A 19,917-nucleotide genomic window follows, 5' to 3' on the forward strand; every position below is an offset into this window, starting at 1 on the left:
TGAAACAACAATATAACCAAAAAAATCATAATTTTTTAAAAAATGTGTGATCACTATAAAATTTTTACTTATAAATTTCACAAAAAATCATCAGTCTAAAATCTACAAACTTATAGTTAAGTTTTACTAGGTAAGCAATTTTCTAACGCGAAAAATTTTATATAAAGATATTTAAAAAATAATGTTAAACAATAATAAAAATTTATGATTATCTATAAGTAGTGGCGGACAGAGAGGGACACTCCGCCAATCTTATGGCTTTTGTCATTATTTAACCTTTTAAAAGTCCAATATATACGACTTCTTATTAATATTAGAATTATATATTTTAAAGCTTTATTTTTGCTGATTTTCTGTAACAAATACCCAAATTCTCTGTAACAAGTATTCTGTTATTTTATAGGGCTTTTATAGTATTTTTAATAAAAAAATTTGTCCAATTATAAGGACAACTTTTTCTAAAATTCTTAGCTATAGAAATTTTTGTTTTAATAAAATCAAAGACTCTAAAGTGCTATAATCTACCCAAATTTAAAAGGACTTTTATGACTACCATGATAAATATTCAAACAACTGCAGATAATACTACTCTTGAAGCGATAAAGGCTCTACTTTTTAAAATAGATCCAGCTGCTATTTTTGAAACATATGGTGAGCAGCAAAACTATCTTAGTAAAGAGGATGAGGAGCACCTGAAGAGGATTTCTGATATGGATGATAAAGGGGAGCTAGAGTATGTCTCAATGGACGAAATGAATGCTCATGTAAATTCTATTTTTAAAAAATACGGTGCCTAAATGCAGCAAATTCCTTATTTAAGCAAGGAATTCCTAAGCCAACTTGATGCAATTTTGGATTTTTACTCTAAGGATAGTGTTGAAACTGCTTGGACTTTTTATTGTAAGCTATTAGAAAGGCTAAAAAGCATCTCTTATATGCCTTACAGATTTAGAAAAAATAAAACAATCAATAGAGAAGACACGAGAGATCTTATATTTAAAGGGTATGTGGTAGTCTTTCGTATAGAACAAGATCACATAAAAATACTTGCAATATATAAGCACAATCTCACTCCTTACTCATAGAAATACGCTATTAGCTTAAATTTATAGAGGCTATAGCTTCTAAATTACTATTTAGCTCTTGCGCCTTAATCTCCACAGGAAAGGTTAAGCCCAAGCATTCAAGTTCTCTTTTTAGCTTGATGTTTGTATTTGCGTGAGTCATAACTAAACTATAAATTTCTCCTTTCATCTGTTTTATTTCTTCTCTTGTAATTTCTATTTCGCTATTTTTTTCAATAATCTCTTCATTGGCTTTACAAAGCTCATTTTTAGTAACTTGTAGCTCAACTTCTTGTGCTTTATATAAGCTTTCTTGATCATTGAGCCTTGTTCTTAGTATTTCATTTTCATATTCTAGATCTTTTATATTTACCTTTTGATCTTCACTATACTTAGAAATAATATCTATATATGTCTCGTCTTTTTCTATGATAGCTTTTAGCTCTTCTATCTTTTGTGTTAGCTTATCATTTTCGCTGGCTATTCTAAAAGCTTTTAGTTTTTTATGCCTACTGCCACCACCACCTTTTATCATTCCTAAAATTTCAGAATTTATGTTATATACGGTTTTAAAAACAGTTTTATAATCTAAATTCGGATCGGTTGTGTTTTTTTTGAATCTTTGCATTTGGTTTCTACCATTTACTAAGCTATTCCATTCCACATGAGCATGCTTTTGAAATATTGGCTCAAATTTTTCATATTCTAGTTCAGCCCCTTTTTCATAGTATTGTTTGCCATTTATGCTTTCTTTTATATGTATATAATAAGCCCTGCCATCCTTATCCGTAATGTATGTGCCACCTAGTTTGCCATTTTCATCATGAAATAGTGGAAATATCTCCTTGTTATCGCTCTTTCTCAAAAGGTGCCCCTCATCACTATGAATGTATAAATTTATGGGTTCAATATTTAAAATTTTGCTTACAGCTTTTATGGATTTTAGTAAGCTTGATAGTTGCGTATGCTCGTTTAGTCCTATGACACATTCATAGTGACAGTTTTGTTTTAGTGGTTTTTTGCCCTTATGCTTATCTATCAACTTTATCTTGCCAAGATGTGATACTTCATACTTCATCTCATCTCTTCTTTTTTGCCATAAGTCATCAAAGCTAAGCTTATTTAATCTTATGTGCCTCACAGGCTTTTTCAAGATGCCATATTTTTCATTTAGATAGTATCTTGGCATTAGGTAGCCAGGTTTTTCTTCTCTGCTATTGTGAGCATTTGTGCGGTCACTAGCTAGCTCAAATGTTATGTTTGCTTGTTGGTTTTTAAACATATTGCCTCTTTAAATTTAATATCTATTTATAGTAATTATATGTGTTTGGGCAAAAATCATTCGTCTAAACCATTTTATTGCCCAAATTGGTTTAGAGAGCTCTAAACCTTTTGGGCTCTGCGAGGCTTTTTAATGTAAAAGAGAGATTTGACCTACATTCTTTTAAAATCCAAGTCCTATTTTAAAGCTTATATGGATTTTGCTTTTTTCAAAGTATTTTGGCTTGTATAGGCTTTGAGACTAGCGGATCGTAGTTTAAATTTGATCCGAATAGATTAAATGAGTCCTTTATGCCTACCCCTGCTAGCTTGTTTGTATATCATTTGCCACATAGACAGTGCCGCCATTTTTCTTTTAAAACAAACATCTTTGCCATATATCCTTCTATAGACAAAGCAGCTTTTACATCCAACAAGCTTATAGTTATAACGCTACAACTTTCATAATGTTTTCACCTTATCTCTTTTTTTTATAGTTTCTAAAATCTTTTTAAGATACTTTTTAAATTCGTCAGCAAATGTTTTATTATCATTTCTTAATACACTGAGTATAAAAATTTTGTTTTCAGTACTATGTCTTATGTTTTCTGACCCATTAAAGACGTTACTTTTAGCATAGATTAGAATTCCAGTGTTTGAACCGGCTTTCTCCACGTATTGTTTTATTTGTAGCAAATTCTTGCAATCAGTTTCACCTAAATAGGCATTATAAAAATGCCTATATTTAGCATCCAAAACAGCTAAAATTTTCCCTTCTTCATCTTTTATCGCAAAATCGGGTCTCAAATCCAAGCCCGGAATTTTATACTGAGTTTCTAGCCTAAATTTACCGCCAAATTCGCCTAATACGCTTCTTATGAGCCTCTCAATATAAAGCTCAAAAAGATTAGGTGCATATAGCAAATAACCAAATTTTAGATTTTTGACGGCGTTTTTGCTAGTGTATCTTGAATCTTGCAAAATGATAATCCTAGCGATTTGAAGAGCAATTTTGTAGTCTTTATAAAGCTCGTTCATCACGGATTTTGAGTTCAAAGCCGTATCTATGTCTCTAATGCTTTTCATCTCTCCGTTAGCATTGACTAGCAGAAAATTCCTTATTTCTTTGTCGTAAAGTGCGAATTTAGTGTTTTTTCTAACCAAGATATCGTATGCCCTTAAAAGTACCCTTGCGACTACTTCGTCAGGTACTCGCGAGCTTTTTCGGCTTGAAATTTTACCCGTAAAGGGCTGATCTTTTTTGATGAAATTTTTAACGTCAAGGCTTCCGTGCAGGGCGTAGTCTCTAAAAGGAATTTTTTTATAAACACTTGGGAAGCCGCTTAGCTTGGCTAGCTTTAAGCGGCTGATAAATGAGGCGTAAAGGACGTAGTCCATAGGGATGTCGCCGCTTGCGCCCGCGACGCTACCGCCAGAGCTAAAAAACGCCGAGTCGATAGTTTTTAAAAGCTCGGCTTCTAGTTCTTTGCCGAAACAAGAGGTTATGACGTACTCTTGCCCCTCAAAGGTAAAACGGCCTATATAGTTACCGTCTTCGCACTTTTTAAGGATATAGTGCGCATCTTCTTCTTGGTGCGTTTTTTTATTTTTTACTATTTTCGGCTTAAATTTATCATGACGTCCATATAGAAAGATGATATCAGTTTTGCCTTTTGCCAGCTTGTCAAAGGTGATTTCTTTTTTATAATCTTCTTGGCTGCAGAGGCTATTATCTTTAAACATCGCATTAGCCTATGAAAATTTCCCTAGCTATATTTAGCTTATCTTTCGCGTCACGGTCACCAAACTGCGTTCTTATATACTCTCTCAAGATAGGCTCTATATGTCTGTTCCATATCTCTTCTTCGTTTAACACCTCTTTTCTTAAAAAATACGAATGCCCTATCTCATAAGCTCTACCTAAATTTAAGCCATCTGTTTTTTTGCTACCCTTTAGCTGGTACTCTTCTTTAGTGATGTAGTTATTTAAACTTTCACATTTTGTCTTGTAAGCTTCATCCGTAGCATTTTCTACAACCCCATAATCGCATCCCATCAAGACCCACGCAAAGCGCCTTCTAAGAGCTAAGTCAAAGCAGTCGATACTCTTATCCACATCGTTCATCATGCCTATGAAATAGATATTTGCAGGTATATAAAATTTAGTTTGCAAATTACCGTAATCAATGCAAAGCGATTTTTTGCTAGCATCCAATGCTATTATGTTTTCCATAAGTGCAGAATTTTTTATTTTTATGGCACTGCTTTTTCCGCGGTAATTCTCCTCCAAAAGTGATAACGTTTCGCCAAATACCGCTGCTATGTCGGCTCTATTTATCTCATCAACTATGAAAAAGAAATTTTCTTTTTCATTTTGCGCCGCTTTTAAGCAAAATTCTTTAAATACGCCGTTTGTCAAAGCTAAATTTAAATTTCCGTTTTGTATGCCGATAGGTTTTATGCCGTCTATAAAATCCTCGTATTCAAAACCGCTATGAAACTGTACCCACTCGGTTCTAGCGTGGTTCGGATCTAAAATATCAAGGCAGTCTTTTACGAATTTCGTCTTGCCGGTTCCAGGCGCACCGTAGTAGATGATGTTTTTAGAACCCTTAGTAAGCTCTCTTAGAACTTTATTTTTAATAATTATGCCGATAGCTTCCCAAATAGCTTTTCTAGAATCCGCAAAAATTCCAAAGAGGTCGCCCAAAATTTCTCTTAACTCATCATCGGTTAATTGCTCTCCGCTTCCATCGTTACTCCAATTAATATTGGACAGCAACAAGCAAAGTATTTGATGGATTTTAAAGCATACATCTAATCTTAATTCATATTTGCTATCTAAATTTTTGATGCCACTTTGGGTATAGACGTAAAAACTATTTTTACCGTCTCTAAAATACTCTATTAATTTTTGAAAGATATTAAGATAAAAGATGGTATATCCCTCTTTGTCTAGCGCAAAATTACAAACCACTAATAATTCGTAAAAGCCACCATATAAAATATTAAAATCGTTTTTTTCTAAGAAATCATTGCTAGTTCCGTCGTTTTTATACTTATCTAGCAATACATTAAAGTGCTTATTGATATTTTCATCTCTAAATTTATTTCCACTTCCATCTATATCAAATTTTATGCCGAGATCTTGGTAGTCGGTTATATCTTTACAGATATCAAGTATATTAGCCTTTGAGCCGTCATAGTCGTAGTAATCCTCAAGCTTACTTACGGTAGCATTGCTAACCTTTGATAGCGATACGCCTTTGCTGTCCCTATATGCTATAACATCCCCCTTGCGAGCATCCCAATCAAAATCCTTAAACACTTTCAAATTTCCCTTGCAGTTGACGATCCTACTAAAAATCTCATTTATCTTTAGTATCTGCTCAGCTGTAAAGTTACTCATTTTATTCTCCTAAATTTTAAAAAGCTCCCGCAAAGGGAGCAAAAGGCTTTTTCAAAGCGTCACCATTAGGTCTGAATTTCTTAAAAAAGAAATTTCAAAGATCAATCCTGTCGGACGCACCGTACGAAGTAGCTACCAGAAGCTTTGTCCCAATCAGCGCGACCGCTCAAGAAATTCGCGAACGCTATAAAAGACGAGTCGATATCACCTATGGTAGAGCTCCAGTACCATGGATAGCCGGATTTTGCTATGTATTTAAAAGCGGTATTTAGAGTGGATTCGGATCTTGTTTCATTCGCTATGCTTAGTAGCTCCGTTATGGTTGGTAGCCTCCAGTCTTTGTATCCGGCTAGGTTTACTATCTTACAGTATTCTTGCGCCTGCCCCCACGTTCCTTTAAAAATTTGTTTCTCATCCTGCCACATTAGTCTTCCCAGATTCTTTTCGCTACATATCACTACGTTTTTATCATCATCTCGGTAGCACGCAATGCTTAACTCCTCTGCGTGAAGCAGTCCGCAAAGCAGCAAAGATATAGTTATGTATTTTTTCATCCATCTTCCTTTACTTTTTTAAAGTTATATATCACTTGGATATTTTCTCGGCTTTCGTTTATCAAAGCCACCTTTTGCCTTAGCCTATTAGAGTTAGCCCATTTTATATGAGCTAGAAACGAAAAAAAATTATCTATCTCTTTTTTTATCCATTTTTCTTTCTTGTTTTACTTGAAATTAGACCTATTAACCTGAGATGATGTATGTTGGTTTATAAACACTATCGCTATTTAAGAATAAATTTACTATATGGATAATTTTATTAGAATTATTCTTATTGAATACTTAATTCATATAGTATTTTTTTATCAATTATACTTCTTTAATTTAGAGCAATTTTAAAGAGTATAAAATGCAAATTTATGAAAGAATAAATGCGATCTTAAGAAGTAAAAAGTTAAAGAAAAAGGACTTTGTCCAAAAATTTATAGATCTTGAACCTAGGCTAAAAAGCACAGGCGAAGTGCCGTCCTTGCCATCTATATATAACTATCTCAATGGAAATAGAGAGATCAAAGCCGAGCTTATACCTTATATAGCAAAAGCTCTTGATGTAAGCGAACAAGAACTTTTTATAGACGACCTTAATATCTCAAGCTTTTTAAAAGATATAGCTAGTAAGTGTAACTACAACGATAAAGAATATGCAAATTTGCAAAACATAAGTCGTATCATAGATCTTTGTCAATACGCTTCAGAACCACTCTTATCAAGGCTAATAGAAATTCTAGAGAAAAACAAAGAGCAAACGCTAAGACAAATGAGGGATATTTCTCTTTTATAATCCGCCTTCTACTCACCGCAAAGATAACCCCACCTATAAAATATATTGTTAGAAAAAAATTTATATTGAATAAAGTTCGTATTGAATAATATACTTGCAAATTTTTACTTATAGAAAAAGGAGTTCTCGATGAAAAAAGCATTATTTATTGTATGCTTTTTAGCTAGTATGGTATATGGATTAGAAAGAGGTGCTACTAACAATTTCAAATACATTATAGACACAGGTGTTCAATCAATCTATGTGCTTCAAGATAGAACAGGCGGCTACGACTTATCATTTCAGCTTGTTTTTAACTTTTTTGATTCGCAAAGAAATGACAAGGATAACTTTGGGGAATGCTACGACTACCGCAATATGGGCGAAGTAATAGTAGATGGACAAAAGACAGAATGCACTAAAACAGGTAAAGATATTGGATGCTTTAAAAAAGATAAATTCGGAAACAATGTAAAAGTTTTTGAAATAATATCAACACAATACAATAAGGATAAGCCACAAGATTCAAGCTATTGTCTAAAGGCACAAAATGAGTGCATAGCACTCACAAAGGTTTTGGAGCTGAAGTCTATCTTTGTAAAAAACTATGATATTAAGCTTACTCCGGATGAAGAAGAGCTCATTAGAAATAAGGATGTGTGCTATACAGGGCCGTATGGTAGTTTAGATAGCTATAGAAAAAGTAGTTTAAATTCCAGTGAGCATATGATAGGTCACACAAATATTTACTTCTCTTCACCAGACATAGCGATCGAAGACTCTTTAAGATATATGAATACTACTGGTAATGCAGAAGGAGATTATAGAGAAGTAAGGATGATAAAAGATGGTAAAGAAAAGGATATCCAAGACTTTTTTACGGTTGACAAGGGAAGCCTAGAGAGACTATTAGACGAAAAAGGCATTATAGATCTTATGGTTGGTGTAGGTTGTCTTAGTATGAATATGTATATATTTAATGGAAAGATGTATGTAGATCAACGATGCGATGATCTCAAAATGGTGCCATATAGATTCATAGAAGACATACTGTCGGAAGAAGGCAGAAGATACATCAAAAGATATTACTAAAGGATTAAAAATGTCTACTGTAATCGAAATATTAATATTTTTGGTAGTTTCAGTTATTATTTATGGTATGTATGAAAAATCTTTTAACAAATGTCTTAACCTTGGTCCTAATGAGTTTGTAGAAAGAAAATTTTTGTTAAAAGCAAGTTCCTTGGACCTTAGTAAAATATTAATTTGGGCGATATTGTTTACTACATTTATAGTAGGTTTAGTTGTTCATTTTTCCAACAATCTCACCTTAGCTCTTTCTGCTGGCATAATTGTTTTTATTGTGTATGCCATATATATAATGAAGATGTTTATCTTTTATATAGGGAGTGGAATAATCATAACACAACAAAGGGTTATAGTGATTAAATCATTTAAGCCAACCAGTTTTAATATAGAGGAAATATCATATGTTGAAGTTACTGATGCAGCAGCAGACGGAGGTCTCATAACAAAAGATAAAAAAACAACATACGTAATAACAATAATGGATATAAATGGCAAACGAGAGACTCTGGAAAATTTTCCTGACGCAAATATAGCCAGACTAGAGATAATACAAATTCAAAGCACGCGAGCAAGAGAACTAGAGCGAGAATTGGAGCGTTTAAAATCACAAAACAATCAAAACTAAATTTGGTATATTTGCTATTTTAGGCACTGCATAAATGCCTAAAATAGCATAAGATCACCTTTATTTTGCAAGGTCACATATGGCTTTGCAACCTATCTTGTAGCAACCATTATCGTATTTTTTATTTATTTGAATAATTTTTATTATTTACTTATGAATTAAATATTATTGCTTTGTTTTTTTAAAGAACTAATAAAAATATAGGTAGAATTTTAGTGAATGTAGTGTGCCAAAACACTGCAGGCGATATCAAAAAACTACAAGGAGAAAACATGCCGTTTGAGCTTGAATATAAAAATTTTAATGGTAGAAACAAAAAGCAACCAAATAAAAACCTTAAAATAGATCAAACACCTATTTTAAACTCTCTTGTAAATACATACGCACTATCTCTTTTTGCTAGTAATTTTTATGAGTTTGATAACGAAAATGATCTAACTATACTTAAAAAGATGGTTGATAAAAAAAGAGATAGACAGACTAAAAAATTTATGGATGAAGTTAGCAAGGTTTGCGGTAAAGATGAGTATCTAGTAGTAAATGTGCCAAGGCTTCGTGGTTACATTAAAAATTTTGATGAAAAAGATAGAAATAAGAGAAAGCATATAAATGCGATACTAAAGAAAATATATGAAGAGTTTTTTGCGCTTATAAAACTAGATCAAAATTTATTATCTAGCCAAAAACAGCATATAAATGATAAAAATAGTTACATCCTAGCTCCAAATTTCCACCTCGAAAAGCATGTAAAATCTCTAAAAAGTAGATCAATAGGCAACGATGATAAAAAATTTGCATATATGCAAGATGCTGCCTTTATAATGATGTGTTTAAGTCCAGGAGACTACTTTTGGGAGTGTAGATACACAGACTTTTCAAGTAGCCAGCTAGATGGTATGATATTTTATCTTTCAGGATATGATTATGACAAGGCAAAAGTTCAGAGATTTTTAGAACATATGAATGTGCTGATAATAAAAAAAGGCTTCGTAATGGGGCTAGACAGAGACAATCAATCGTTAGTTTTTAATAATATGAGATCCGAAATTTTTGAGCTTGAAATTTTTAAGGATAGATATATAAGTTTTAGGAAAGATGACTCTTTGGTTATATTCTCGCCCACATTCTTTAGAAGCTTTAATAGAATTTATGATGAAATTTGGAAGATAGAGCAAAAGGTGCTAAAAATAGAAATTACCCTTGTCAAAAAACGCTTAAAATCTTTAGATGATAGCTCACTCTTAGATCCTGAGGGCATATATAAATCCCTTAAATGTGAAAATATTTTTGTATTAAATAAATTTAAAAAAGAGCTAAATAATCTAAAAAATGATCTTTCATATAGAAATTTTGAAATAAACAAAGATAGATATGCAAGGCAGTGGCTTACGGATAACATCTACGGACTCTACCTTACCGTGCATACTCCATTTAAACACAAAGATGCTAAAGAGCTAGCTAAAATTTACTTCGAGGATTTCTTAGGTGAGAGCTTAAATTCGTTCATTAAAAAAGATAGGCTTCCCGCTTTGAGATATAGCATGAATGAATTTGAGACCTTATAATAACACTCCAAAACCACCAAGTCACAGGCTCTAGAAGCAATAGGTAGAATTTAAAGACACAGTTGCTATCTTAAACTTCTCTCACAAAAACCAAAAAAAAGGAGAGAAGATGGTAGAGTTTGACAAGCTAAATTTAGCTGACATTCAAATGAGCTTACTTGCTGATAGAAATATCTTTTTATATGGGCAGATAGATCAAGAAATTTGCCTGGCTACACAAAAGATACTTTTGTATCTCGACAGTGTAAATCAAAGCGACATAAACATATATATAAGTGGCCCTGGTGGCTCAATATATGATGGCTTTGGACTAATCGACTTTATGAAGACCATAAAATCACCAATCAACACTTTTTGCGTGGGTCTAGCTGCCTCTATGTCTGCGCTCATATTTTTAAACGGAGATAAACGCTATATGCTTCCAAACTCAAGCCTCATGCTTCATCAGCCTCTTGGTGGCGCATCAGGTCAGGCAAGCGACATAGAGCTGATCGCAAATCAAATTTTAAAAATCAAATCGAAAGTCAATGAGATGATAAAGGCTAATAGCAACCTAAAGATAGCAAAGATAGAACAGATCACCGATAGAGACTGCTATATAGACGCACCATTAGCCATTACTTATGGCCTAGCAAATGAAATAATATCAACTAAAAAAGGAGAATAACATGTCAGTTTTTTCACTACTCAACAATACAAAAGGCGCAGCCCTCTGTGCTGCCTCAAACGCTATTAGCATACCTATTAGCTTTACACATGCAATGATAACAGGTCAAACAGGTTGCGGTAAGACCACTTCGGCGATTTTGCCAGCGATGGATGAACGTATAAAAGCAGGGCATGGTATGCTCGTCTTTGACTACAAAGGAGTTGAGCATAAAAAGGTTAAATTTTTAGCCAAGAAACATGGCAGGCTAAAAGATGTTGTAATGATAAACGTGCCATGGGGCGATAAAATAAACATAATGGATGATGCTAGCGAGAGTTTATTAATGAATTTCTTTCAAAAGACATTTGGCACAAAGCGTGATCCTTTTTGGGGGAATTTAGCGGCAAACATCGCTACAAAGTCTCTTTCAATGATGAAAGCGATATGTGACTTTAAGGAGCAAGGTTTTTGCACCCCACATATAGAAAATAAGGTAAAAGATATGAAGCCAAACTTTGCAAATTTATGCAAATCAACCCAGCAACTAGGTGACTTTAAAAACTTTTATGCCTTAGTTAAGCTGGTAGATGATCATGTAAAAAGTGATACAGTATTTGCAAAAGTTATAAAAAAAATATCTTTGGCTGGTTCTTTAAATGAGAAAATTTGGGCATTAGGCGAGTTTAATGAAAAATCTGAAAATTTCATACAAGCTTTTAAGGAGTATGAGGGTGTAAGAAATGATGAAGAGTCACAAAAAGCAAGGCTTTTCTCAAACTACACATTTATGCTTTTTGCCTTGCAAAGCATAGCCGACGATGAGATGCTAAACTATCATGGCAATAGCATAAGCAAGCTACTAAATGAAGGAAAGATAGTCGTTGTAAATTCTCAAGGGCTAAAAGATAGTGCGGTTGAGCTTATGCTAAATTCCACCCTTTCAAATATGGCGCAGCGCATAGCAAATGAAGAGAAGGTGCCAGTTAGTATCTTTATAGACGAAGCGCAGCGTGTGCTAAATCACTCAACTGATCTCCATGCTGACGTGCTAAGAGAGGCTAGGGTCGAGCTCATACTTGCCTTTCAAAACGAAGACGTGCTAAAAAGCAGCCTTGGTAGTGACTCAAGATATAAAGAGTTGGTTGGAAATTTAACCAATCAATACTTCTTTAAAAACTCGGTCAAACAATACGCAAGCGGAGAAGATAAAGATTTTAGCAAGCTAAAAAATTTTGAGTATTATCACGATGGTAAAATTTATAAAGCCTCGCCTATATTTATAGATGAAAAGGATCTTTTAAGGGCTGAGCTGAGCTATCAAAAAGAGCTTGGCATAGGTAGTAGTTTTACTAATGTAGCTCTTGGGGATAATGAAATTTTGGTATATAACGAGCAACTATTTAAAAGGCGCTCTTTGCTCATAAAGCAAGACATAGTGACAAAAAAGAAGTCTGAAGTGCCAGTGCTAAATAAAAAACTTGACGCACTGCTTAAAAGACTAAATGATTTAGTTCAAGAAGCAAACGAGTCAAATGACGAAGATGAAGAGCTATGGCAGGTTTTATGATATGTTAATTTACTCATGGGAGATTTTCCCATGAGTGTTTAGTAGCTAAAATATTGATTAAGTATCTCAATTGCTTTCTTGTCACCTAGTTCATAGTATGCTTTATTTAGCGCGTCTCTTGCCTCTTGTTTTGCATTGGTATAATTACCATATTTGCATAATATTTCACCTAAATTTGTGCATCCCCTAGCATAATTGTAGTCATAACAAGATTTTTTTGAAGTAAGAGTATGCGGTTTGTATATTTTTTTCAAAGCCAACACCATCTCTATAGTTCACGCCAAGGTAGTTACAACATTGACAAAATTTAGTCTCCATACTATATCCCTTTTTTATTTTTAAAGAATAGAATTATTCAAAGCGAATAATTCTATTTAACTTTTACTAAGCTCATTCTTAAAAACTAAATATTGTCTTAATGAGTACAAGAAAACGTGGATTATTTAAAACCATATTGCATATCTATGCCTTGTGGTATTTTAAACTCACCTAAAATTTCTTTAAGCTTATCAAGTTTTTTATTGAATTTTTGATAAATTTCATCAAATTCCTCTTTGTCCGTGCAGCCTATGGACTGACAGAAAAGTCCAACCAACTTGATCCTGATCTTAAAGACTTCATCGTATAGCTCTTTACAAAAATTATAGACATCTTGATAGGTCCATGCTTCGGCCTTTTTACCACCCACGGTGTAATTACTCGTTTCTGTAGTAAATTCTCCAAAATATGAACCACTTAAAACAAAAGGACATTCTTGTTTTAAGCCCTTGATCGTCGCATCAAGCCAGTCATTAATAGTCTCAAACGGATCATCAAATATATAAAGTTCCTCCGAACAAGCAGGTCTGAACAAAAGTTCATTATTATGAATTGTTATCATTTTTTACCCTTTTTATTATTTTTATTTGATTTAATATGTGGTATCTTATTATTTGGTATGTCCAAGTATTTGAAAATATCTGAATATTCATCAAATGCTTTCATGATTCTTTGTTTTAGTTTCAAAAAGTCAGACTTGGCGTATATGTCAAGAGCGTCGGAGAGATCGTAACCTAGCATTCCTTTAATTAGGTCATTATATTGTTCGAGACTCTTTCTATTGTTTTTATTTATATTGTGTCCTAATTCATCTGCAGCATTTACAATGGAGCCACTTATGTTGTTTATACGATCATACTCTACTACTCTCTTAGCAAAGTTGCCTCTCAAACGATGATCACTAATTTTTTTATCGCCTATAACTTTATTTATGCAACCATTGGCTTTCTTATTAAAAGACTTTATTGTAGGGTATTTTTCTTTTATGGCTTTAACCCATTTATAATTATGTAAGTCTTTGATATTTTCATGTAGGACAATTACTCTTTTGGATTCACTACTGTATTTGCCTTTTGCTGTATCTATAATGACATAATTGTATGTTTGTCCATTTACTGTCTCTGTTTTGAAACTATTCTCATTCAACCTAAAAAATTCCTCCATACGAAGTCCAACATGTAGCTTGAACCGAAAATAGTCCAACACCTCTTTTTCGATGCCATGTTGCCCTAAAAATAATAATTTCAGTTCATCTTCAGTAAAATTTCTCTTAGTAGTTTTTTCGTTAATAGAAAAACGTATAAGCGATGTTTTACTAAAATAATTAGTTTCAATAAGACCTAGCTTTACGGCTCTTTCAAAAATATTTGAAAGAAACCCGACTATATTATTCACTCTCTTTTCACTACGTTTTCGTGAGCCATCTTTAGAATTTAAAAGACCATCTTGAAACTCTTCGGAGATAATTAAATTTATATCATTTATGCTAATACTCTTACTATCAAGAAAATCTTGAAGTAGTTTTGATACCAATCTGTATTCTTTTTTTGTACTTTCACTAAGTTTTTGTCGTGATCCAACACTTTCTATATAGTTTTCAACTAAATCTTTGACTGTTGATATATTTAGTGAATCTTTGTCAGGTTTGATTGGTTTTATTTTTGTTCTCTCTTTCTTTGTGGCATAGTTTGATATCTCTGACACAATATAATGTGGCACAAAAGCACCAAGAACAATAAGCCCGCCTTTTACTTCTACTGTATTGCCACTAGAAATTTCTTTAGCATTCTTCTTTTTCTTATAGGCTAGTTTTTTCTCTGGTGTAGCTGGATAAAAACTATTTATTATCTTCTCTACAGGCAAGTCATTATCTATTGGGACGATAGGTCTTTGGGTAGTATCAGTCCTTGAATTTAAGGCACCAAATCGCTCGTCCATTATATCTTTAAACTTTTTAGTTCCAAACAAATGGACAGAGTATGGAAATAGATTAAAAAGATGACAACATATTTTTAACCAGTAGTTTTTACCCTTATCACTTGTGGCTCTTTCATACCCCTTTCCAAGGCAATAATTTATATCATCAGATAGTAGTTTTGGATCATTTTGATAATGAAACTTTATTGCTAGATGATTTAATTCATTAAAATCATCGACTTCAAGTAGTTTTTTAATCTCTTTATTCATGAGAAAATCCTTTATTGGTATTTTTACTACTAATTATATCTTTTGCGATAAAAATTTTTGCTAGCACTAAAAATCAAAAAATTAAAGATTTCAAGCCCCTTTAATGCCTCTTTTTTAGCCTTTAGAGATACTCCCTTTGCATATGTATCAGTTGCTAGGTCTGTGCTATGACCCAAAAGAACTGAAGTCAAGTCTGCTAGAGAATTTTCCAAACAATAGTCTTTAATAGCTTTTGCAAAATTGCCACGCAGTCTATGAAAGCTGACATTCGCATTTGGGATAGATTTATGAATATACCTATTTAGGCGCTTTCCGAAATAATCACTACTCTCTTTTCCTTTCTTGATTTGCTCTAGCCACTTTAAGTCAGCCAAATACTCAATATTCTTATGCAGCGGAATTTGCCTATATTTGCTGAGGCCTCCTTTTTGCTTGGCAGTCTTAACATTTATAAATTTTATACCATCTTCTTCACCTATGCTTTTGCTATCAAGTTGCCAAATTTCATTAAGCCTTAGCCCAGTATGAAGAGCAAACATCATATAGTTTCGTAGATCAAGCCTTTTTGTGTCAAAAACTATTTTTAATTCATCTAGACTAAAGTTGTCTTTTGGTGACTTCTCGTCAGCCGAAATTTTAAAAGATGTAAGCATTTTAAATGGATTTGTCGTAAGCTTGCCCATCTTTATGGCATAGTTAAAGAGCCTTTTTGAGTAAGATGTGTAGTTGTTGATGGTCTTTTTGTTAAGCTTTTTGTTTGCTAGAGTTGTTTGAAAATTTTCAGCATCGTTGTAGCTAAACTCTTTACCTTGATGATCTTTAAAAAACTCATCCAAGAGCTTGCCAGTTTTAACATAATAGCCCTTTGTTTTATCACTGGATTTTAGCTTTAAACACTCTGTTTGCACGTATCTTTTAGCTACTGCTTCAAAAGATAGTGATGAACCTAAAGATACATCCAATAATGTTTTGGGCTCTTTTAAGGTATGCTTTTCTTCTAGTGTTGCCAGATTATAAAATTTAGCTATCACATCTTGTGACAGCTCTTTATATTCGCTAACATCTAAAAATATGCCATTTTGTTTAATGCGCCGTTCATTTTGCATTTTGATGTTTATTAAGACTCTTAGGTTTTTAGAGTTTGTATGTATTGTGGTTATCTTATTAGCAAGAGCTTCGTTGGCTGCGGCTTTTATAGATTTTGCCAGTCTTACTGCCTCATCTAAATCTTTTGTGAAAAGGCAAAATTTAATAGTTAGCTTTTTGCCATCTTTAAGAGCGGTATCAAAAAAGTAGAAATTTGGTCTGTTTGCTATCTTAGTAATTAGCTTAGAACTCATGATAGAGCCTGTCTATTTTCTGTAACAAAAGTGCAAATTTTCTGTAACAAAACTGATTTGTCTGAAATTTAGGACAAAAATATCTGCTAATAAACGTAGCTAAAACGCCGAAATTTAGGGAAGTTGGAAAGAAAAATATTGTGTTGGTGGCGGACAGAGAGGGATTTGAAAAATTAACTTTTAATACGCAATAGACATCATTTTAAAAATATTAGTCAGCTAAAAGGTCAGCAAAAAAGATATTTTCTTTTAAAATTTAGAGTATTTTTAAAGAATTATACCATTTTATTTTCGTCCGTTTTTGTTGGCTTGTCTTTCTCTTGATTTTTGCCCTCTGCTTTTTTTGCCAAGCCCAGTTCTTTCACTAGAGTGCGTCCTTCTTCCACTACTATCTCGATTTAACCGCCCATTACTTGTTGTATATCCAAAGCCAGTGCTGTGATCATTCCAGCCTCTTGTTTTTTGCCCATAACTATCTCTTTGTGAATTCCTTTCTGCTTCAGCTTTTTCTACTGCTTTTTGTTTTTCGATAGTCGTTTTTGCAGCAGCAAGGGCAGCCGCTACTTTTGAAGCAAGCCCATAGTTTATTTTAGCCCCACCAAACCCAACCAAACCCATTGCTTCCACCATGTTGCCTGCTGGAGTATTTGAAAAGCTAAAATTCCCATTCTTATCAACTGACACTCCAAGTCCATTACCGCCATTTCTCATTATTGATGCAAGCTTTGTAGCGGTGTTTGCCCACTCATTTGAGCCAGTATATGTGTTTTCTCTAGCCGTTGTGCTAGCGTTAGCGTGATCACTTTCTGACGCTCCAGCTGGTGCGATATTAAAGGCATTGAAATCAAAAGCTACTACTTTATCTAGCAGTGATTTTGTTATCTGCTGCGTTGCACTAAATGCCATATCTGATAGTGCTGTATCAAACCCTGCATTTTGTAGCGATGTGCGAGTATTTATCTCGTAGTTTAACCTGCCTAGACTATCCATGCGCATATTTGTCATTAGTGAGTTTTGTGATCTTATGCCCTCTAGTTTATTGTGTGCGAAATTTTGCATCGCTGCTCTTGCTGGATCAAGACTGGTTAGTGTTTTAGTGCCAGGTCTTCCATGTAGTGCATCATTAAAGGTTTGTTCCATTTTGTATCCATATAATTGTTTACCAACTCTTACGCCAGTTATGTTGCCGTTGTAGTCAGTTTGCCCTATCACTGCATCAGGTATACCAAACCAACCACTAAACTTATCTTGCAAAAACTCGCCAAAACTCATAGGGCGGTCATAAAATGCTGTATTGCCAACAACTGCGTTTAAGTCGCCACCAAAACCAAAATGATTATCAAGGCCTACTGCCAACTCAAAAACCTCAGTCACAATAGCGTTAATTAGACTAGCAGCAACAGCTACTCCTATTGGCGATATTGTAGTGCCAAGTGCCGAAAGTGTGTTTTGTATAGCTAGCGAGGTCATTGTGCTTTTCATATTTTGATACATTGCCTCGGCTACATTAACGGCGTTAAAACGTCCGTTTACGATGCCGTCATATAGCATGCCTGCTAAAGCTTGCCCTACTACCCCACCATACATTTTGCCTATATCCTCGGCGATATTTTCAGCATAGCTATCATTTCTCATTTCACTTAAAAACTCTTTTAGCCCTGTGTAGTCGCCTTTTTGTAAATTTGCAAAGCCGTTTCCGTCTATCCTGCCAAAGCGATTATCTCTATTTGAGCTTTTAGGTTTTGAAAAAGTGATGTTTGCCGCAGCATTTACGCCGTCAATTAGCATATTTAGGCTAGTATCATAATCAGGCTGATTTATGGCTATGATCATCGGCATTAGCACGTATTCTGCAAAGTCCTCATTTAGCCCTATTATTGCACCACTTAAGTTGCCGACTTGTGCTATAAAAAAGCTCCTTAGATCAGGGCTTGGCAGGTTAAAAGCGGAGTAGCCAAGACTACCTGCTTGATAAAAATCAAACTGACCGCCAGCCATAAATTCATAGTCATCGCCAGTGTCAGAGTTTGTTAAATTTAGTAGTTCACTTAAACCGATCATTTCTTTGTCATCGTGAAGTTTTTGTTTTCATCGATCGTTATATCGTTTTTAATCAAGGCGTGCACCATATTAAATAGGTATTTCGTCATATCAGACGGCACTATCATACCGCCAGCTTGATTTTCTGCTATGAAGTTGCCAAGCACCGACATTGATTTGATTATTCTATTGTCGATTACTTGCCTATCTACCGCTCGCTGTTGGCTTTCTGCTAGTGCTTGCTCTTTTGCAAGTTTTGCTATTTGGGCACGCAAGAGATTGTTTTGCTCTTTTAAATTTTCTAGCTTATCCGCTGCTTGTGCCTCTAGTTCATTATTTTTTAGTTTAGTATTTCTAGTTTGCTCTTTTATACCATCAATATTTGCATCCATTGCAGCCGCTTGTTTTTCAAGGTTTTTGAGCGATAGCTCAAAGCTTAGGTCTTGTTGTGTTAGCTCAAGCCCAGTTTGCATAGCCGTAATAGTAAATTGCGTCGTGATTAGTGGCAGCATTTGAGAAAGTACGTTTATTCTGTGTTGATTTGGTATTTCGTATTTCTCAAAACAATCATCAAGATATTTTAGTGTTTCTTGATATGGTGTGTCCGCTCCGATGCTTAATTTTAATAACTCTCTCGTTCTTTCTAAATATGCGTTTTTAAAATCCATTGTCTCTTCGCTCCAATCTAGTTACTTTCATTCTCTGTAAATTTAGGTCTGTTTTTATGTCACCTATGGCCGTTTTTAGCCCATTTGTTTCTATTGCACCAACTCTTGAACTAAGCGAGTTAATAGCGTTGTTTAAATCACCTAATAAGCTTCTTAGCGCTCTATCTTCACTTTCTAGGTTACTGATCTTATTCGTAATTATTTGTAGTTGTGCTTTTATTTCATCGATCTCAGCGCCTAAATTTCTTTCAGCCATTACACACTCCTCGCTCTATTCTCCCAGCCTCTTTCATAAATATAATATGCTGGTTTTGCTTTCACTAAATTTCTATAATAGGCGATCTCTGCTCTATCAAAATCAACGTCAAAGGCTTGTTCGTTATAGTTGTTTAACGCTTTAAGAGTCTGGGCGCCCATAATGCCGTCTACCACTACACCTAAAAGCCTTTGTAAAACCCTAACTGCTGGTACTGTATCTACGTTTACACCAAAAACAAAAAGCTCACACGCTTTTAATTCACTATCTACCTCGTCAAGCCTCATTTTGTCCCAAAATTCTTTTTTATAAAATATTTTTACTTTTTCGATTAATGTGTCATCATTATATAGGGCGACGCTAGCCTTTTCAAGATCGCCGTATGCGTTGATAGCTTCTCTAACTTGCCCCCAGCCTTGCCAGTTTGGGTGAGCAGCTTCATAAATACCCATAAAAGTTAACCCTTTTTCATTTGGGTTTTTGTGTAGGGCATTTTTAGGACTATTAAATTCTAAGCTCATTAATGTATAAAATGCGTTAGTAAAGTTTTTCATTTTTTTATC

The 19,917-nt window shown here is 34.0% G+C and carries 19 protein-coding genes; 8 read left to right on the top strand and 11 right to left on the bottom strand.

Annotation, left to right across the window (positions count from 1 at the left end):
• The first annotated feature begins 545 nt into the window (after positions 1 to 545).
• Both F3H00_RS03065 and F3H00_RS03070 read left to right on the top strand, forming a co-directional pair.
• Positions 546 to 797, top strand: a complete 252-nt coding sequence (locus tag F3H00_RS03065; RefSeq protein ID WP_148800801.1) for a hypothetical protein — start codon at positions 546 to 548, stop codon at positions 795 to 797.
• On the top strand, positions 798 to 1,085 hold the full coding sequence (locus F3H00_RS03070; protein ID WP_103644369.1) for a type II toxin-antitoxin system RelE/ParE family toxin: 288 nt from the start codon (positions 798 to 800) through the stop codon (positions 1,083 to 1,085).
• 10 nt (positions 1,086 to 1,095) lie between these two features.
• Here the strand turns inward: F3H00_RS03070 and F3H00_RS03075 are convergent, their stop codons facing one another.
• The 4 genes from F3H00_RS03075 to F3H00_RS03090 all read right to left on the bottom strand — a co-directional run bounded on the left by F3H00_RS03075 (position 1,096) and on the right by F3H00_RS03090 (position 6,287).
• Positions 1,096 to 2,346 carry a coiled-coil domain-containing protein gene (locus F3H00_RS03075; protein WP_149703691.1) on the bottom strand — a complete coding sequence of 417 codons (1,251 nt, stop codon included), beginning with the start codon at positions 2,344 to 2,346 and terminating at the stop codon, positions 1,096 to 1,098.
• Between the two features lie 440 nt (positions 2,347 to 2,786).
• Complete coding sequence (locus F3H00_RS03080) at positions 2,787 to 4,067, bottom strand: 5-methylcytosine restriction system specificity protein McrC (protein ID WP_149703692.1); 1,281 nt, start codon at positions 4,065 to 4,067, stop codon at positions 2,787 to 2,789.
• 4 nt (positions 4,068 to 4,071) lie between these two features.
• Complete coding sequence (locus tag F3H00_RS03085) at positions 4,072 to 5,733, bottom strand: McrB family protein (RefSeq protein ID WP_149703693.1); 1,662 nt, start codon at positions 5,731 to 5,733, stop codon at positions 4,072 to 4,074.
• A 101-nt stretch (positions 5,734 to 5,834) separates the two neighbouring features.
• Complete coding sequence (locus F3H00_RS03090) at positions 5,835 to 6,287, bottom strand: Lcl C-terminal domain-containing protein (protein WP_103644365.1); 453 nt, start codon at positions 6,285 to 6,287, stop codon at positions 5,835 to 5,837.
• A gap of 352 nt (positions 6,288 to 6,639) precedes the next feature.
• On the opposite strand from F3H00_RS03090, the gene F3H00_RS03095 reads away from it, so the two are divergent.
• From F3H00_RS03095 to F3H00_RS03120, 6 genes are all read left to right on the top strand, one after another.
• Positions 6,640 to 7,071, top strand: a complete 432-nt coding sequence (locus F3H00_RS03095; RefSeq protein ID WP_103641169.1) for a hypothetical protein — start codon at positions 6,640 to 6,642, stop codon at positions 7,069 to 7,071.
• A 129-nt stretch (positions 7,072 to 7,200) separates the two neighbouring features.
• Positions 7,201 to 8,142, top strand: coding sequence for a hypothetical protein (locus tag F3H00_RS03100; RefSeq protein ID WP_107792765.1), 942 nt, complete (start codon positions 7,201 to 7,203; stop codon positions 8,140 to 8,142).
• A 10-nt stretch (positions 8,143 to 8,152) separates the two neighbouring features.
• Complete coding sequence (locus tag F3H00_RS03105; protein ID WP_149703694.1) at positions 8,153 to 8,764, top strand: hypothetical protein; 612 nt, start codon at positions 8,153 to 8,155, stop codon at positions 8,762 to 8,764.
• A gap of 215 nt (positions 8,765 to 8,979) precedes the next feature.
• On the top strand, positions 8,980 to 10,329 hold the full coding sequence (locus F3H00_RS03110; protein WP_149703695.1) for a hypothetical protein: 1,350 nt from the start codon (positions 8,980 to 8,982) through the stop codon (positions 10,327 to 10,329).
• Between the two features lie 109 nt (positions 10,330 to 10,438).
• Positions 10,439 to 10,996 carry a ClpP family protease gene (locus F3H00_RS03115; protein ID WP_149703696.1) on the top strand — a complete coding sequence of 186 codons (558 nt, stop codon included), beginning with the start codon at positions 10,439 to 10,441 and terminating at the stop codon, positions 10,994 to 10,996.
• A 1-nt stretch (position 10,997) separates the two neighbouring features.
• Positions 10,998 to 12,545, top strand: a complete 1,548-nt coding sequence (locus F3H00_RS03120) for a type IV secretory system conjugative DNA transfer family protein (RefSeq protein WP_149703697.1) — start codon at positions 10,998 to 11,000, stop codon at positions 12,543 to 12,545.
• Between the two features lie 439 nt (positions 12,546 to 12,984).
• Here F3H00_RS03120 and F3H00_RS03125 read toward each other — a convergent pair whose 3' ends face one another.
• The 7 genes from F3H00_RS03125 to F3H00_RS03155 form a co-directional block, all read right to left on the bottom strand.
• Positions 12,985 to 13,425: a hypothetical protein gene (locus tag F3H00_RS03125; RefSeq protein WP_149703698.1), complete on the bottom strand. Its 441-nt coding sequence runs from the start codon at positions 13,423 to 13,425 to the stop codon at positions 12,985 to 12,987.
• Positions 13,422 to 15,050: a phage integrase SAM-like domain-containing protein gene (locus tag F3H00_RS03130; RefSeq protein WP_149703699.1), complete on the bottom strand. Its 1,629-nt coding sequence runs from the start codon at positions 15,048 to 15,050 to the stop codon at positions 13,422 to 13,424. The genes F3H00_RS03125 and F3H00_RS03130 overlap by 4 nt, the downstream gene beginning before the upstream one ends.
• 29 nt (positions 15,051 to 15,079) lie before the next feature.
• On the bottom strand, positions 15,080 to 16,390 hold the full coding sequence (locus F3H00_RS03135) for a tyrosine-type recombinase/integrase (RefSeq protein WP_149703700.1): 1,311 nt from the start codon (positions 16,388 to 16,390) through the stop codon (positions 15,080 to 15,082).
• Between the two features lie 285 nt (positions 16,391 to 16,675).
• Positions 16,676 to 18,451 (bottom strand): hypothetical protein, encoded by a 1,776-nt coding sequence (locus F3H00_RS03140; protein ID WP_148800588.1) that lies wholly within the window; start codon positions 18,449 to 18,451, stop codon positions 16,676 to 16,678.
• Positions 18,448 to 19,098, bottom strand: a complete 651-nt coding sequence (locus tag F3H00_RS03145) for a hypothetical protein (RefSeq protein WP_148800586.1) — start codon at positions 19,096 to 19,098, stop codon at positions 18,448 to 18,450. Before F3H00_RS03145 ends, F3H00_RS03140 begins: the two co-directional genes overlap by 4 nt.
• A complete protein-coding gene (locus F3H00_RS03150; protein ID WP_148800585.1) occupies positions 19,088 to 19,354 on the bottom strand; it encodes a hypothetical protein in 267 nt (88 codons plus the stop codon). Before F3H00_RS03150 ends, F3H00_RS03145 begins: the two co-directional genes overlap by 11 nt.
• Positions 19,354 to 19,908: a putative peptidoglycan-binding domain-containing protein gene (locus F3H00_RS03155; RefSeq protein ID WP_148800583.1), complete on the bottom strand. Its 555-nt coding sequence runs from the start codon at positions 19,906 to 19,908 to the stop codon at positions 19,354 to 19,356. The genes F3H00_RS03150 and F3H00_RS03155 overlap by 1 nt, the downstream gene beginning before the upstream one ends.
• Positions 19,909 to 19,917 lie beyond the last annotated feature (9 nt).

It is taken from the genome of Campylobacter concisus (assembly GCF_902460845.1).
GTDB classification, from domain to species: Bacteria; Campylobacterota; Campylobacteria; order Campylobacterales; family Campylobacteraceae; genus Campylobacter_A; species Campylobacter_A concisus_X.